Here is a 13,665-nt window from a genome sequence, read left to right on the forward strand (position 1 = left end):
GCTGCTGGTACCGGGCGGCCCCGGCTCACCTGCCCGGGGCGGCGGCCGTGAAGCCGCCGAGGAAGGTGAGCGCCTCCTCAGCCGGGCTCCCGGGGGCGGCCGTGTAGACGACCAGGAGGTGGCGCGCGGCGCCGGGCGCCTGGAAGGTCTCGTAGTCGAGCGTCACGTCGCCGACCACGGGGTGCCGCAGGCGCTTGGGGCCGTGGGTCTTCTCGTGCACGTGGTGGCCGGCCCACAGCCGGCGGAAGTCGGCGCTGCCGAGTGCCAGTTCGCCGATCAGGCGCACGAGTTCGGGGTCGTGCGGGTGCCGGCCGGAGGCCATCCGCAGGATGCCGACGGTGGTGCGCGCGGCGTCCTCCCAGTCGAGGTGGACGTCCGGCGCGCCCGGGTCGAGAAAGATCCGTCGGGCCAGGTTGCGTTCGCGCGGCGGGAGTTCGGGGAAGTCGGCGATCAGCGCGGCGGCCAGCCGGTTCCACGCCAGGACGTCGTTGCGGTCGTTCATGATCAGCGCGGGGGTGGTCGGCATCGCCTCCACGACCCGCCGCAGGGCGGGGCGCAGGGCGTCGCCGTCCCGTCCGGCGCCCGCCGTCCTGGCCGCCGAGCGGCGGGGCGGGCGGGCCAGGTCGTACAGGTGGGCGCGCTCGGCGGGGCCGAGCCGCAGGGCGCGGCCGAGCGCGTCGAGCACCTCGTCGGACGGGCGCTCGGCGCGGCCCTGTTCCAGCCGGACGTAGTAGTCGGTGCTGAGGCCGACCAGTTCGGCGACCTCCTCGCGCCGCAGGCCGGGCACCCGGCGGCGTCCGGTCGGCGGCAGCCCCGCCTGCGCGGGTGACACCAGCGCCCGCCGGGTGCGCAGGTAGTCGCCGAGGCTGGCGGCGAGCGTGATCGGTTCGGCCATGCGTTCCAGTATGGGGCGCCCGGCCGGGGGTGCGGGGGCCGGAGGGTGGCCCTGTCACACCCAGGGAACGGGGCTCTCTTCATCCGGCGGCGGCGCCCGCGAACGATCGGGGCCATGACTGCTTCTCCCCGCCTCGACGACGCCCGTCCCGGCGACGCCCGTCCCGAAGGCGCCCGCCGCGCCGCGCCGCCCCGGACCGAGCACCCGGCGGGCACGGCCGCTCCCCCACCGGGTACGGACGGTGGTCCGGGCGGTTACTGGGCGACCGTCACCGCGGTCGGCTGCGCCAGCATGATGCTGCCGTTCTCGGTGACCGGGGCCGCCGTGGCGCTGCCCGGCATGACCGCGCAGCTGGGCTCCTCGGTGGGCGCCGCCCAGTGGATGCTGAACGCCTTCAACCTCACCTTCGCCGCGCTGCCGCTGGCGGCCGGCGGCCTCGCGGACCGGATCGGCCGGCGGCGCGTGCTGCTGTCGGGGATCGCGCTGGTCGGCGCGCTGTCCGCGGTGGTGGCGCTCGCGCCGTCGATGGCCGTGGCCGACGCCGCCCGGGCGGTGCAGGGGTGCGGGGCGGCCGCCGTGCTGGCGGCGGGCGCGGCGGTCCTGGCCCAGTCCACCTCCGGGCGGCGCCGACGGCTCGCCTTCGGGATCCTCGGCACCTCCTTCGGCACCGGCCTGGCGATCGGGCCGCCGGCCGCCGGCCTGCTGGTGGAGGCGGCCGGCTGGCGGTCGGTCTTCCTGCTCGTCGCCGTCCTGGCCCTGCCCGCGTGGCTGTGCGCCACCCGGGCCCCGGAGTCCCGCAACCCGGACCACCCCGGGATCGACCTGCCCGGGGTGGTCTGCTTCACCGGCGGGCTCGCCGCGCTGTCGTACGCGCTCGTGCAGGCCGGCACCGCCGGCTGGACGGCGCCGGACACGCTGCTGCCGCTGGCGGGCGCGGTGCTGCTGCTGGTCCTGTTCGCCGCAGTGGAGGTCCGCCGGGCCGGGCGCGCCATGGTCGACGTCCGGCTGTTCCGCAGGCCCGAGTTCCTCACCGTGGTGTGCCAGCCGTTCACCGTCACCCTGGGGTTCGTCGTGCTGCTGGTCTACCTTCCGGCCTACCTCCAGGGTGTGGGTGGCAGGAGCGTCCTGACCAGCGGTCTGCTCCTGCTGCCGATGACGGCGCCCGTCCTCCTGCTGCCGTTGGTGGCCGGGCGCCTCGCCGCCGCCGTCTCCGTCCGGGCGGTGCTGACCGCGGCCTCCGCGCTGATCGCGGCGGGCTCCCTGCTGCTGGTGACGGTGCGCGGCGACGGGTCGTGGCTCGCGCTGGCGGTGCCGCTGCTGCCGTTCGGGGCCGGGGTCGGGCTGGCCTTCGGGGTGATGGACGACGCGGCCGTCGGAACCGTCCCCGCCGAGCACGCCGGGGCCGCCGCGGGCGTCTTCAACACGATGCGGATCACCGGGGAGTCCGTGGCCGTCTCCGGGGCCGCCGCGCTGCTCAGCACGCTGACCGCCGCGCACCTGGGCGGCAGCGGCCTCGCCGCCGACGAGGCGGCGCAGCTCGCGGGGCAGGCCGTCCAGGGCAGGGTGGCCGCGGCGCACCAGGCCGCCCTGGCCGCCGGGTTCACCGACGCCCTGCACGTCCTCGGGCTGGTCCTCGCCGCCCTGTCCGCCCTCGGCGCGGTGCTCACCTACCTCGCCCTGGCACCGGACGGGTCGGCCTGATCCGCCGTCGGAGCCGGGGCCCGGGGCCCGGGACCGCCTCCGCCGCCGGAGCCAGGACCGGGGCCGCCGGAAAGCGGCAGGGCCCGCCCGGGAGGTCGGGCGGGCCCTGCCGTCATGCGGTGCGCGTCACATGTTGATCATGTGGCCGGCGAGGCCGTGGATGGCCTCCTTGACCGCCTCGCCGAGGGTGGGGTGGGCGTGCACGTTGCGGGCGACCTCGTGGACGGTGAGGTCCCACTGCTGGGCCAGGGTCAGCTCGGGCAGCAGCTCGGTGACCTCGGGGCCGATCAGGTGGGCGCCGAGCAGCTCGCCGTACTTGGCGTCGCTGATGACCTTGACGAAGCCGATCGGGTGGCCGAGGCCGTGCGCCTTGCCGTTGGCGGTGAACGGGAACTTGGCGACCTTGACGTCGTGGCCCAGCTCGCGGGCCTGCGCCTCGGTGTAGCCGAAGGAGGCGATCTGCGGCTGGCAGTAGGTGGCGCGCGGGATCATGGCGAAGTCGACCTCCATGGTCTCCGCCCCGCCGATGGTCTCGGCGGCGATCACGGCCATCGTCTCGGCGGCGTGCGCGAGCATCAGCTTGGCCGTCACGTCGCCGATCGCGAAGATGTGCCCGGCGCTGGTGCGGCCGCGGCCGTCCACCGCGATGGCGCCGCGGTCGGTCAGCTTGACGCCGGCGTTCTCCAGGCCGTAGCCGTTGACGCGCGGCGCGAAGCCGATCGCCTGGAGCACCTTGTCGGCCTCCAGCACCTGCTGCCGACCGTCCCTGGTGACGGTGACCTTGACCTTGGCGTTCGGGTCGCTGTCGTCGATCGACTCGACCCGGGTGGAGGTGAGCACCTCGATGCCGAGCTTGCGGTACTGCTTGGCCAGTTCGGTGGAGACCTCGACATCCTCCAGCGGCACCACGCGGTCCAGGAACTCGACGATGGTGACCTTCACGCCGTAGTTGTGCAGCACGTACGCGAACTCGACGCCGATCGCGCCGGCGCCCGCGATGATGATGCTCTCCGGCAGCTGCTCGGTGAGGATCTGCTCCTCGTAGGTGACCACCCGGTCGCTCAGGCTGGTGCCGGGCAGCAGCCGGGTGGTGGCACCGGCGGCGATGACGCAGTGGTCGAAGGTGACGACGTCGAAGCCGCCGCCGCTGAGCGCGACCTGGAGGGTGTGGTCGTCGACGAAGGTGCCCCAGCCGTCGTACTCGGTGATGCCGTTCTTCTTCATCAGGTAGTGGACGCCCTTGACCCGGCCGTCGGCCACCGACCGGCTGCGGCGGAAGGCCTCGCCGAAGTCGAAGGTCACCTGGCCCTCGACCTTGATGCCGAAGGTCTTGGCCTCCTTGGTGAAGATGTGGGCGAGCTCGGCGTTGCGCAGCAGGGCCTTGGAGGGGATGCAGCCGACGTTCAGGCAGACGCCGCCCCAGTACTTGGCCTCGATGACGGCGGTCTTCAGGCCCAGCTGAGCGGAGCGGACGGCGGCGGTGTAGCCGCCGGGGCCGGCGCCGAGGACGACGACGTCGTAGTGCGTGCTCATGTTGCTGACTCCTCCGAGGGTGTCACGGTCTCGTGATCTCGGTCCCATGGTGTCAGGACCGGGTTCGACGCACCCACCGGGTCTCGGCGGATGCGCTCCGCGCGGCACCGTACCCGGCCCGGGGCCGAATTGTCAGTGCCCTCGGCTACGGTGCTCGCAACCTCGCCGGGCAGGGGCGAGGCCCGGGCTGAGGTCCGGGGTGAGGTCCGGGGGTGCGAGCGGGAGGAGGGGCCGAATGGCGGACGAGCGCGGCGGAGCCGGCGGGTGGGGCGGGTGGGCCCGCCGCCCGAGGACGGCAGCGGGCCCACCCGGGCATCAGGCCGTCACCTCGTGGGCGTGGCCCCCGCTCATACCGCCGCCGCCACCCGCCTGGCCGGCGGGGTGCTGCGGCGGCACGGGCCGGTTCAGCGAGGAGAGGTCCCAGGCGTAGGTGCCGACGGCATGCGCGATCACATCGATGTTGACGTCGAAGGCGTCCATGTCGATGTTCTTCAAGCCGTCGCAGGCCTTGTGGTAGCAGGCGTCGAAGGCCACGCCCGCCGTGCCGCCGTAACGCTCCTCCTGCGCCGGCGACTTGACCACCTCGGCGCCGGTGTCGGTGCCGCCGGCCGGGATGCCCGCGTCGATGAACGGGCCGTAGTCGGAGCGGCCGTTGAAGGCGGTCGGCTCGTGCGGCAGGCCCCGGCCGTCCAGGTACCCGGTGAGGTCCCGCTCGATCTGCGCCGAGCCCTCGGGGCCGGCGCCGCCGCCGGTGCTGCCCGAGCCGTCGTAGACGAACTGCGCGTAGTTGGGAGAGGCGATCATGTCGAAGTTGAGGTAGAGCCTGACCTTCTTCCGGTCCGCCTCGGAGAGCGACTTCACGTACGCCTCCGAGCCCTTGAGGCCGAACTCCTCGGCGGACCACCAGGCGAACCTGACCTTGTTCTTCACCGGGTGGACGGTCAGGTTGCGCGCGACCTCCAGGATACCCGCCGCACCGGAGCCGTTGTCGTTGATGCCGGGCCCGGCCGGGACGGAGTCCAGGTGCGCCCCGACCATCACGGTGTCGGCCGGGTCGCCGCCCCTGGTCTCGGCGATGACGTTCCAGGTCTTGCGCGGCTCCATGAAGGTGCGGATGTCGAGGTTCAGCCGCACCTGGCCGGCGGCGGCCTTCGCGGCCAGCGCCTCCCCGGCGGCCCGGGTGATCCCGCCGACGGGGATCCTGCCGGCCGCAGGGTCCCCGAGGGTGCCGTTGAGGTCGCCGTCGGTGTTGTTGTAGATGATCGCGCCCACCGCGCCGGCCGTCGCGGCCGCGGCCTGCTTGACGGCGAAGCCGCAGCCGCCGCGCTGGATCAGCGCGATCCGACCGGTGAACGCGCCGACCGGGTAGTCGGTGGGCGCGCAGCCGGTCGCGGCGCTGACCGGGACGACCGCCAGGTCGGCGTTCAGGCCGGCATCCGGGCCGCCGGGCGAGTACGTCATGGCGATCAGCGGGATGCTCTCGGCCTGCGGGGACAGCACCTGCAGCCGCTCCGAGCGGGCCTCGAAGAAGGTGTACTCGAACTCCTGCCGGGACACCTTCAACCCGGCCCGGCGGGCCTGCTCGTAGACGTAGCGCGCGGACTCGTCGTGCCCCTTCGAACCGGCCACCCGGGTGCCGCCGTTGCGGTCGGCGATCCGCTGGAGCGCGGCCAGGGTGTCGTGGGCGCTCTCGGCGTCGGCGGCCTCGACCAGGCGCGCGGCGAGCCGCTCGCCTCTGCGCGCCGGGTCCGGGTCGGCGGCCGCGCCGCCGGCCCCGGCCAGCAGCAGCGGGGCGGCCAGAGCGGCGACGGTCAGGGCGGCGCCCGCGCTCCGGACGGTCGCGGTGCGCGGGCGCTGGTCCCGGCGCTGCTGGTGCGGTATCGGGGTGGACTGGTCGAGCGGGCTGGTCGGGCGGAGGGGCAGGGAGATCGGGCGGCGGGCTCGTGGCTTCAAGGCGACTCCTTCCGGCGGTCCGTGAACTCCCGATTTGACATGACCGGCATCACGTTGCCAAGGCCGCCGCGCGGCTGCGGGATGCGGACGGCGGCGGAGGCGGTGATCCTGGAGGGGTGGGGCCGTCTCTTCCAGGAGCGTGACCAGATGTCCATGTTGGATAAGCTCAAGGGCCTGTTGAAGGGCCACGAGGACCAGGCCGACAGGGCCGTCGACAAGGCGGGGGACGCCGTCGACGAGCGCACCCAGGGCAAGTACAGCAGCCAGGTGGACGCCGCCCAGGAGCAGGCGAAGAACCAGTTCCGCGACCAGCCGCCGCAGCAGTAGCAGCCCGAACCCCGCCGTACGCCTGCGGCCCCGGTCAGGCCCGCCCGGCCGCACCGGGGCCCAGCTGTTCCGGGCCGGGGCCCAGCTGTTCCGGGCCAGGGTTCAGGCGTTCCGGGCCGGCGTTCAGCCGTTCCGAGCCGGGGCCGAGCCGTCCTGGACCTGCGGTCAGCCGTCCTGCTCCGGCGCGGCCTCGGCCTTCGCCGCGGGCTGCCGGGCCCCCGCCTCGCCGTCCGCGCTCCCGGCCCCGCAGTTCTCGCACGGTTGCGGCCCGGGCCGCTCGCGCAGGCGCCCGCACTCCGGGCACACCCGGTCCAGCCAGCAGGCCGCCTCTCCGCCTTCGTCCATGCCCCCGATTCTGCCCGGAGCGCCCGCGCCGACGCGAGTAGACACTGTCTACAGCGGCCTGGTAGACAAGGCCCATGACCGATCAGGAGAAGGACCTGCGCGCGCGCCTGGTGGCCGCCGGCATCGAACTGGTGACCAGGGAGGGCGTCCACGCCCTCGGCCTGCGCGAGATCGCCCGGCAGGCGGGGGTCTCGCACGGAGCCCCCCGCCGCCACTTCCCCACCCACCGCGAGCTGCTCGCCGCCATCGCGCGACACGGGTTCGGCAGACTCACCGACACCCTGGCCGGCGCCGACGCACTGGCCGCCACCACCGGCGCGGCCCCCCGCACCCGGCTCGACGCGCTCGCCCGTGCCTATCTCGGCTTCGCGGCGGCCAACCCCGGCATGTTCGAGCTGATGTTCCGTCACGACCTGCTGGAGGGCAGTGGAGCCGAGCTGCGGCACACCACCCTGCCGATGTTCCACACCGTCGCCCGCCTGGTCGGCGAGGCCCGCCCGGAGTCCACCGATCCCGGACCGGCGGCCGCCGCACTGTGGGCGAACCTGCACGGCCTGGCCCAACTGCGCGCCTGGGGCAGCCTGCGGCTCATCACCGGCGGCGAGGACGTCGAACCGCTGCTGCGCGCCGCCCTGGACGCCCACCTCGGTCCGGCTCCCGGGGCCGTCCCCCAGGGAGCCGTCACACGCCCGTGAGGCCGTCGATGCTCTCCCGGAGCAGGTCCGCGTGGCCGTTGTGGCGGGCGTACTCCTCGATCAGGTGCACCAGGATCCAGCGCAGCGAGACGGTCTCCGAGCCGAACACGGCCGCCGCCCGCTCGGAGAGGCGTCCGGTGTCCTCCAGCGCCGCCGCGGCGGTCAGTTCGCGGCCCTGCTCGACCTCCGCCCGCCAGTCGGCCAGCGCCTCGGGCATCCCCCGCTCCGGGGTGAGCGCGTAGCCGCCCTCGCCGTCCGCGCCGTACAGCGGCGGCGCCTCCCGGCCGGCCAGCACCCGCTGGTACCAGGTGCGTTCGACCTCGGCGAGGTGCTGGACCAGGCCGAGCAGCGTCATCGTCGACGGCGGGACGGCCGCCAGCCGGACCTGCTGGTCGTCGAGCCCGGCGACCTTCTGCACGAGAGTCGCCCGGTGGAACTCCAACCAGCCTTCCAGCATGGCGCGTTCGTCCGCGTGCGGGGACGGCAGCGGCCGCCCGTCGAGTGTCGGTCCCATGGGCTCCACTGTGGCACAGCCGGGCGACCGGAGGCGATCATCCGACCGGCTCCAGGGCCCGGTCGCCCTGGTCCGCCAACGGCGCGGGCCGCCTGGCCCGGCGCCGGGCCAGGAGCAGCAGCAGGCCGAGCTGCACGGCCGCGCCCACGGCCGGCCCCACCCACACCCCGGTCACCCCGAGCGGCCCCGACAGGGTCGCGGAGACGGCGAGTTGGGCGCCCAGTCCGAGCAGCACGGAGAGCACCAGCGGCCGACCGGCGCCCGCCGCCTGGTGCACCCCGCCGAGGGCGACCACCAGCGCGTACGGGAGCAGGTAGAACGCCGCCATCCGCAGGAAGCCGACGGACTGCCCGGCCACCGCCGGGTCGTCGGTGAACAGCGCGGTCAGCGGGGCGGCGAGCGTCGCGGACAGCACCGCCGCGACGGCGCCGAGGAGCGCGGCGAGGCGTCCGGTGGCGCGGTGCAGCGCGCCCAACTCGGTGGCACGGCCCGCGCCGCAGAGGCGGGCGGCCTCGATCGCGGCGGCTTGCCGGAGCGCGTAGAACGCCATGGTGACGACCAGCAAGGCCCGGTAGCCGATGCCGCACCCGGCCACCGCCGCGACGCCGAAGCCTGCGACCAGGGCGAGTTGGGCCGTGCCGACGGCCATCCGGGCGGTGAAGTCCAGGCCAAACGGCGCTCCCGCGCGGACGATCCGGCCAGCCGCCGCGCCGGTTCCCCCGGGGGGTGCGGGCAGCCGCGGCCGCAACCGCAGGGTGACGGCGAGGGCGACCGCCCGCGAGCCGGCCAGGGCCAGCGCGGCGCCCGTCACCCCGAGCGCGGGCACCGGGCCGGCGCCGAGGACGAGCAGCGGGTCGAGGGCGAGCAGCAGCGCGTTCGACAGCAGGGCCATCCGCATCGGGGTGCGGGTGTCGCCCGCGCCCTTGAACAGTTCGTCGGCGACGCGCTGGCCGGAGAACAGGGCGAACGCCGGGAAGGCGACGGTGAAGTAGTCGGCGGCGAGGGCGGCGGCGGCGCCGTCCAGGAAGGCGCCGGCCAGGCGGTCGCGCAGCAGGAAGCCGGGGACTGCGAGCGCGAGGCTGCCCACCGCGCAGAGCCGCCAGGCTGCGCGGGTGGTGCGGGCGGCGTCGTCCCGGTCGCCGGCGCCGAGCGCGCGGGAGAGCCGCACGCTGGTGCCGGAGCCGACCACCAGGACGAGCCCGAGCAGCAGGTTCTCCACGGTGCCGGCCAGGGTGACGGCGGCGACGGCCGCCCCGCCGAGGCCCGCCACCCAGAAGGTGCCGATCACCGAGGCGATCACGTTGGACAGCAGTTCGACGTAGACCGGTCCGGCCAGTACGGCCAGTCGTCGCGACGGACGCCCGTGCATGCTTCCTCCCCGTTCCGCCACCGCCTGCCGGTGGCTCACCTCGAAATAGAGATACCTCGTATCGAGGCACATCGACAAGAGGTAACATGGGGCGCGCCACAGGGCGCACTCCGACGAAAGGGCTTCGACCGTGCTGACCCTCGCGATCCTCGGCTTCCTGTACGACCAGCCGCTGCACGGCTACCAGCTCAAGTCCCGGATCACCGGCCTCACCGGCCACGTCCGGCCGGTCAGCGACGGCGCGCTCTACCCCGCCATCGCCAGGCTGGAGAAGGCCGGACTGCTGCGCCGCCGCGCCGAGCCGGGCAGCGGGGCCGCGCCGCGCCAGACGCTGGAGCTCACCGAGGAGGGCCGGACCGAACTGCGGCGCCGGCTGGCCGACCCGGAGCAGGCCGAGATCACGGACCAGATCCGCTTCTTCGCGCACGCCGCCTTCCTGCACCACCTGGCCGACCCGCCCGCGCAGGCCACCGTGCTCCGGCGCCGGCTGGCGTTCCTGGACGAGCCGAGCAGCTTCTTCCACGACGGCGAGGGCCGCGCGGTCACCGCCGAGCTGGAGCCGAACCCCTTCCGGCGCGGCATGCTGCTGGTCGCCCGGGCATCCACGGCGGCCGAGCGGGCCTGGCTGACGGAGACCATCACCGAGCTGGACGGCCAGGCGCACTGACCCGTGAGGCCGGGGACGCGACCCGGCGCGCGCGTTCGCACAGCAGCGCGAACGCGCGAAATCGCACCGTTGCGAACCGGCTCCCGGTCGGCCTCCGCGTCGCTATGATGATCGGCCTCACGTCCACGGCATCCCCTCCGCGGCGTGAACCCGCCACCGCGCCCCGCCCGCCCTCCTGGAGGCCGCCGTGCCCACCGCCGAGACCACAGCCACCCGCCCCGCGCCACTGACCCGGGACGACATCCCCGGCTGGTTCTTCCGTCTCGACCGGGCGGCCTTCGGCCACCTGCTGGCGGCCCAGACCACGGCGGGCGCCACCGGCGACATCCTCGAACTCGGCAGCTACCTCGGCCGCAGCGCCGTCCTGCTCGGCGACCACCTCCAGACCGGCGAACGGCTGACCGTCTGCGACCTGTTCGACTCCGAGGCGGGCGACGCGGACAACGCCGCCGAGATGGCGATGTCCTACCGCAAGACCCTCACCCGGAGCGCCTTCGAGGCCAACTACCTCGCCTTCCACGGCGAGTTGCCGGAGATCGTGCAGGCGCCCACCTCGGTGCTGGCCGACGGCCGGATCCCGGCCAGGAGCTGCCGGTTCGTCCACGTCGACGCCTCCCACCTGTACGAGCACGTCGCCGGGGACATCGCGGTGACCAGGGCGGCGCTCGCCGACAACGGCGTCGTGGCGCTGGACGACTACCGCTCGGAGCACACCCCCGGCGTGTCGGCGGCGGTCTGGGAGGCGGTCTTCACCGGCGGCCTGCGGCCGGTGCTGCTCACCCCGATGAAGTTCTACGGCACCTGGGGCGACGCCGCGGCCGTCCGGCAGGTCCTGCTCGCCCGCGACTGGCGGGCCGAGGGCTACACGGTGGACGACGACACCATCGCCGGGGAGCCGGTGCTGCGGCTCAACTACCAGGTCAAGGCCCCCGTCCAGCAGTCCACCTCGCGCCGGCTGGCGCTGGACCTGCTGCCGCCGGTCGCCACCCGGGCGACCCGCCGGGTGCTCCGGACGCTGCGCGAGCGCCGCGCCGTCCGCCCCGTTCCGGCGTCCTGACGCACCGGCGCGCCGACGCGCGCCCGCAACTCCCCCCGCCACGGCTACGGCTACGTGCTCATCGCCGAGGTCGCGGGATTCTCCGGCGACCGGGCCGACCGGACCAGGGCGGTGGCGTGGATTTTCCACGCCACCGCCCTTTTCATATGTCTGACATATATTCAATTCCACGCCTCACTCGAATGAGTGAATCTCTCTTAAAGATTTGCCCACGGAACGTTAAAGGCCACATAGTGATGGCACCTCAGTTTGGTCTAGGGAAGACCAAGTTCAGGCAAAGCCACCGCGAGTGAGGAGAAGGCCATGTTCCACGGAACCACGGCGTCGGGCCACGGGCAGCGGCTCCGCGAGGAGATCGCGAGCCCGGGAGCCACGCCCCTCATCGGCGTCTACGACATGTACTCGGCCTCCATCGCGGCCGAGCACTACAACGGCATGTTCGTCTCCGGATTCGGCTTCGCCGCCTCCTACTACGGCCTGCCCGACATCGGATTCATCGCCTGGCCGGACATGGTCGGCTTCGTCGAACGGTTGCGCGGCGCCTTCCCCCGGCACCATCTCCTGGTCGACATCGACGACGGCTACGTCGATCCCGAGGTCGCCTGCCACGTCGTGCGCAGGCTCGAACGCATCGGCGCTTCCGGCGTCATCCTGGAGGACCAGAAACGGCCGCGCCGCTGCGGCCACGCCGACGGCAAACAGGTCCTCCCGCTGGAGGAGTACCTGGAGAAGCTGGACCTCGTCCTCGCCAACCGGACGGACCTCCTGGTGGTCGCCCGCACCGACGCCACCGAGGAGGAGGACATCCTGCGCCGCGCCCGGGCCCTCGCCGCCACCGACGCCGACGTGGTGCTGGTCGACGGGGTGCGCAGCGAGGACTGGATCCGGCGGATCCGGGGGGTCGTCGGCGACAAGCCGCTGCTGTTCAACCAGATCGCCGGCGGCAAGTCCCCCCGGCTGTCGCTCTCCGAGCTGACCGAGCTGGGGGTGGACGTCGCCATCTACAGCACGCCCTGCCTGTTCGCGGCCCACCGGGCGATGGACGAGGCGCTGGCCGGGCTGAAGGTGGCCGACGGGCGGCTGCCGGCCGACGCCGGGGAGAGCCGGCAGATCGGCGTGCGGGAGTCCACCGAACTGCTGGAGCGGAACATCGCGCGCTCCCGCCCGTTCGCGGGGGTGACGGCGTGATGGCCGGGCTGCGCGGTCCCGCCCCGCCCCCGGCGGCCGCCGTCCTGCGGGCCACCGCGCTGGGGCTGGCCGGGGCGTGCGGCCTGCTCGCCGGCGCGGCGGCGCCTGCGGCGGCGGGCGGGGGGCTGATCACGCTCGTCGACAACTCCAACGCCGACTCCTGGGTGGAGATCGATCGCACCGCCAACGTCCAGAACGGCAGCGGCTCGGCGGGCAGCGACCACGACGGCGCCGGGTCCCTGGTGGGCGGCCTGCTCGGGTCCGGCCCGGGCGGGGCGGCGATCGGGGGTGGCCGATGACCGACGACACCGCCCGCCGGGGCCGGTGGCGCGGGCTGTGGCCGCGCCGGCTCGACCCGTACCTGGCCGCGCTCGCCGGGGCGGTCGGCCTGGCCGCCCTGTTTCCGGCCACCGGGGGATCGGCGCGGGTGGCGGCAGTGGCCTGCAACCTGGCGGTGGCGCTGCTGTTCTTCCTCTACGGCGCCCGGCTCTCCGCCCGCGAGACGCTGGCCGGGCTGCGCCACCTGCGGCTGCACGGGCTGGTGCTCGCCGCCACCTTCGGCCTCTTCCCGCTGCTCGGGGCGGCCACCGCGCTGCTCACCCCCGTCCCGCTCAGCGGGCAGTTGCAGACCGGGGTGCTGTTCCTCTGCCTGCTCCCGTCGACGGTGCAGTCCTCGGTGGCGCTGACCGGCGCCGCCGGGGGCGACGTCCCGGCGGCGATCTGCGCCGGGACGTACTCCAGCCTGGCCGGGCTGCTGCTGACGCCGCTGCTGGCGGCCTGGCTCCTGGACGTGCACACCGCGCTGTCGGCCGAGGGGCTGCTGCGGATCGGGGCCCAGTTGCTCGCGCCGTTCCTGCTCGGGCAGGTGCTGCGGCCGTGGATCGGCGCCTTCCTCACCCGGCACAGACGGGTGCTGACGCCGGTGGACCGGGGCTCGATCCTGCTCGTCGTCTACACCGCGTTCAGCGCGGCGACGGCCCAGGGCAGCTGGGGCCTGGCCACCCCGGGCGCCCTGCTCGGTCTGCTCGCGGTGCTGCTCGCCCTGCTGGCCGCCGCGCTCGCGGTCACCGGGCTCGGTGCACGACTGCTGGGGCTCGACCGGCCGGCCACCATCGCGGCGGTGCTGTGCGGCTCGCAGAAGAGCCTGGCGAGCGGCCTGCCGATGGCCACCGTGCTCTTCGGGCCCCAGGCCGGGCTGCTGGTCCTGCCGTTGATGGCGTATCACCAGCTCCAGCTGGTGGTCGGCACCGTGCTCGCCGGACGCTGGGCCCGCGCGCCGGATGCCACGCCCGCCGGGCAGGCCCCGCCCGCCGATCGGGTACCGGCCGCGCTCACGGGGCCGGGCGGGCCGCCCGTTCCCGGGTGAGCCGGCGCCTGGGGCCAGCGTCTGCGGCCCGGCGTCTGGGGCCGGACGGCGGCAC

General features: G+C 74.6%; 14 protein-coding genes. 8 read left to right on the top strand and 6 right to left on the bottom strand.

The window, feature by feature from the left end; all coding sequences use genetic code 11:
- Positions 1-25: 25 nt before the first annotated feature.
- On the bottom strand, positions 26-895 hold the full coding sequence (locus ACFWPT_RS22725; RefSeq protein ID WP_380377716.1) for a helix-turn-helix transcriptional regulator: 870 nt from the start codon (positions 893-895) through the stop codon (positions 26-28).
- Between the two features lie 114 nt (positions 896-1,009).
- Between ACFWPT_RS22725 and ACFWPT_RS22730 the strand changes: the two genes are divergently transcribed.
- A complete protein-coding gene (locus tag ACFWPT_RS22730; protein ID WP_380483781.1) occupies positions 1,010-2,596 on the top strand; it encodes an MFS transporter in 1,587 nt (528 codons plus the stop codon).
- Between the two features lie 126 nt (positions 2,597-2,722).
- Here ACFWPT_RS22730 and lpdA read toward each other — a convergent pair whose 3' ends face one another.
- Positions 2,723-4,129 carry a dihydrolipoyl dehydrogenase gene (lpdA, locus tag ACFWPT_RS22735; protein WP_380377712.1) on the bottom strand — a complete coding sequence of 469 codons (1,407 nt, stop codon included), beginning with the start codon at positions 4,127-4,129 and terminating at the stop codon, positions 2,723-2,725.
- A gap of 315 nt (positions 4,130-4,444) precedes the next feature.
- A complete protein-coding gene (locus ACFWPT_RS22740; RefSeq protein ID WP_380483832.1) occupies positions 4,445-5,944 on the bottom strand; it encodes a M28 family peptidase in 1,500 nt (499 codons plus the stop codon).
- 285 nt (positions 5,945-6,229) lie between these two features.
- On the opposite strand from ACFWPT_RS22740, the gene ACFWPT_RS22745 reads away from it, so the two are divergent.
- Entirely contained in the window at positions 6,230-6,409 is a 180-nt protein-coding gene (locus tag ACFWPT_RS22745; protein WP_063350839.1) for an antitoxin, read from the top strand.
- A gap of 165 nt (positions 6,410-6,574) precedes the next feature.
- On the opposite strand, the gene ACFWPT_RS22750 is transcribed toward ACFWPT_RS22745, so the two are convergent.
- A complete protein-coding gene (locus ACFWPT_RS22750; protein ID WP_380429912.1) occupies positions 6,575-6,754 on the bottom strand; it encodes a hypothetical protein in 180 nt (59 codons plus the stop codon).
- A 74-nt stretch (positions 6,755-6,828) separates the two neighbouring features.
- Between ACFWPT_RS22750 and ACFWPT_RS22755 the strand changes: the two genes are divergently transcribed.
- The gene (locus ACFWPT_RS22755) at positions 6,829-7,449 is read left to right on the top strand and encodes a TetR/AcrR family transcriptional regulator (RefSeq protein ID WP_380483784.1); all 621 of its coding nucleotides are present in this window, start codon (positions 6,829-6,831) and stop codon (positions 7,447-7,449) included.
- On the opposite strand, the gene ACFWPT_RS22760 is transcribed toward ACFWPT_RS22755, so the two are convergent.
- Together ACFWPT_RS22760 and ACFWPT_RS22765 are read right to left on the bottom strand one after the other, a co-directional pair.
- Positions 7,436-7,963, bottom strand: a complete 528-nt coding sequence (locus ACFWPT_RS22760; RefSeq protein WP_107452797.1) for a DinB family protein — start codon at positions 7,961-7,963, stop codon at positions 7,436-7,438. The two genes, ACFWPT_RS22755 and ACFWPT_RS22760, sit on opposite strands and share 14 nt — an antisense overlap.
- A gap of 37 nt (positions 7,964-8,000) precedes the next feature.
- Positions 8,001-9,332 (bottom strand): MATE family efflux transporter, encoded by a 1,332-nt coding sequence (locus ACFWPT_RS22765; RefSeq protein WP_380483786.1) that lies wholly within the window; start codon positions 9,330-9,332, stop codon positions 8,001-8,003.
- A gap of 130 nt (positions 9,333-9,462) precedes the next feature.
- On the opposite strand from ACFWPT_RS22765, the gene ACFWPT_RS22770 reads away from it, so the two are divergent.
- From ACFWPT_RS22770 to ACFWPT_RS22790, 5 genes are all read left to right on the top strand, one after another.
- Positions 9,463-9,999, top strand: coding sequence for a PadR family transcriptional regulator (locus ACFWPT_RS22770; RefSeq protein ID WP_380483788.1), 537 nt, complete (start codon positions 9,463-9,465; stop codon positions 9,997-9,999).
- Positions 10,000-10,186: 187 nt separating this feature from the next.
- Complete coding sequence (locus ACFWPT_RS22775) at positions 10,187-11,056, top strand: class I SAM-dependent methyltransferase (RefSeq protein WP_380483790.1); 870 nt, start codon at positions 10,187-10,189, stop codon at positions 11,054-11,056.
- A 303-nt stretch (positions 11,057-11,359) separates the two neighbouring features.
- Complete coding sequence (locus ACFWPT_RS22780) at positions 11,360-12,244, top strand: oxaloacetate decarboxylase (protein WP_380377699.1); 885 nt, start codon at positions 11,360-11,362, stop codon at positions 12,242-12,244.
- The gene (locus ACFWPT_RS22785; protein WP_208869031.1) at positions 12,244-12,543 is read left to right on the top strand and encodes a hypothetical protein; all 300 of its coding nucleotides are present in this window, start codon (positions 12,244-12,246) and stop codon (positions 12,541-12,543) included. The genes ACFWPT_RS22780 and ACFWPT_RS22785 overlap by 1 nt, the downstream gene beginning before the upstream one ends.
- Positions 12,540-13,610, top strand: coding sequence for a bile acid:sodium symporter family protein (locus ACFWPT_RS22790; RefSeq protein WP_063345997.1), 1,071 nt, complete (start codon positions 12,540-12,542; stop codon positions 13,608-13,610). The genes ACFWPT_RS22785 and ACFWPT_RS22790 overlap by 4 nt, the downstream gene beginning before the upstream one ends.
- The last annotated feature ends 55 nt before the right edge of the window (positions 13,611-13,665 follow it).

The organism is Kitasatospora sp. NPDC058478 (assembly GCF_042720345.1).
Classification (GTDB): domain Bacteria; phylum Actinomycetota; class Actinomycetes; order Streptomycetales; family Streptomycetaceae; genus Kitasatospora.

Coding starts and splice junctions, on each gene's coding strand:
- ACFWPT_RS22725 (WP_380377716.1), bottom strand. CDS start 895: ATGGCCGAACCGATCACGCTCGCCGCCAGCCTCGGCGACTACCTGCGC.
- ACFWPT_RS22730 (WP_380483781.1), top strand. CDS start 1,010: ATGACTGCTTCTCCCCGCCTCGACGACGCCCGTCCCGGCGACGCCCGT.
- lpdA (WP_380377712.1), bottom strand. CDS start 4,129: ATGAGCACGCACTACGACGTCGTCGTCCTCGGCGCCGGCCCCGGCGGC.
- ACFWPT_RS22745 (WP_063350839.1), top strand. CDS start 6,230: ATGTCCATGTTGGATAAGCTCAAGGGCCTGTTGAAGGGCCACGAGGAC.
- ACFWPT_RS22750 (WP_380429912.1), bottom strand. CDS start 6,754: ATGGACGAAGGCGGAGAGGCGGCCTGCTGGCTGGACCGGGTGTGCCCG.
- ACFWPT_RS22755 (WP_380483784.1), top strand. CDS start 6,829: ATGACCGATCAGGAGAAGGACCTGCGCGCGCGCCTGGTGGCCGCCGGC.
- ACFWPT_RS22760 (WP_107452797.1), bottom strand. CDS start 7,963: ATGGGACCGACACTCGACGGGCGGCCGCTGCCGTCCCCGCACGCGGAC.
- ACFWPT_RS22765 (WP_380483786.1), bottom strand. CDS start 9,332: ATGCACGGGCGTCCGTCGCGACGACTGGCCGTACTGGCCGGACCGGTC.
- ACFWPT_RS22780 (WP_380377699.1), top strand. CDS start 11,360: ATGTTCCACGGAACCACGGCGTCGGGCCACGGGCAGCGGCTCCGCGAG.
- ACFWPT_RS22785 (WP_208869031.1), top strand. CDS start 12,244: ATGGCCGGGCTGCGCGGTCCCGCCCCGCCCCCGGCGGCCGCCGTCCTG.
- ACFWPT_RS22790 (WP_063345997.1), top strand. CDS start 12,540: ATGACCGACGACACCGCCCGCCGGGGCCGGTGGCGCGGGCTGTGGCCG.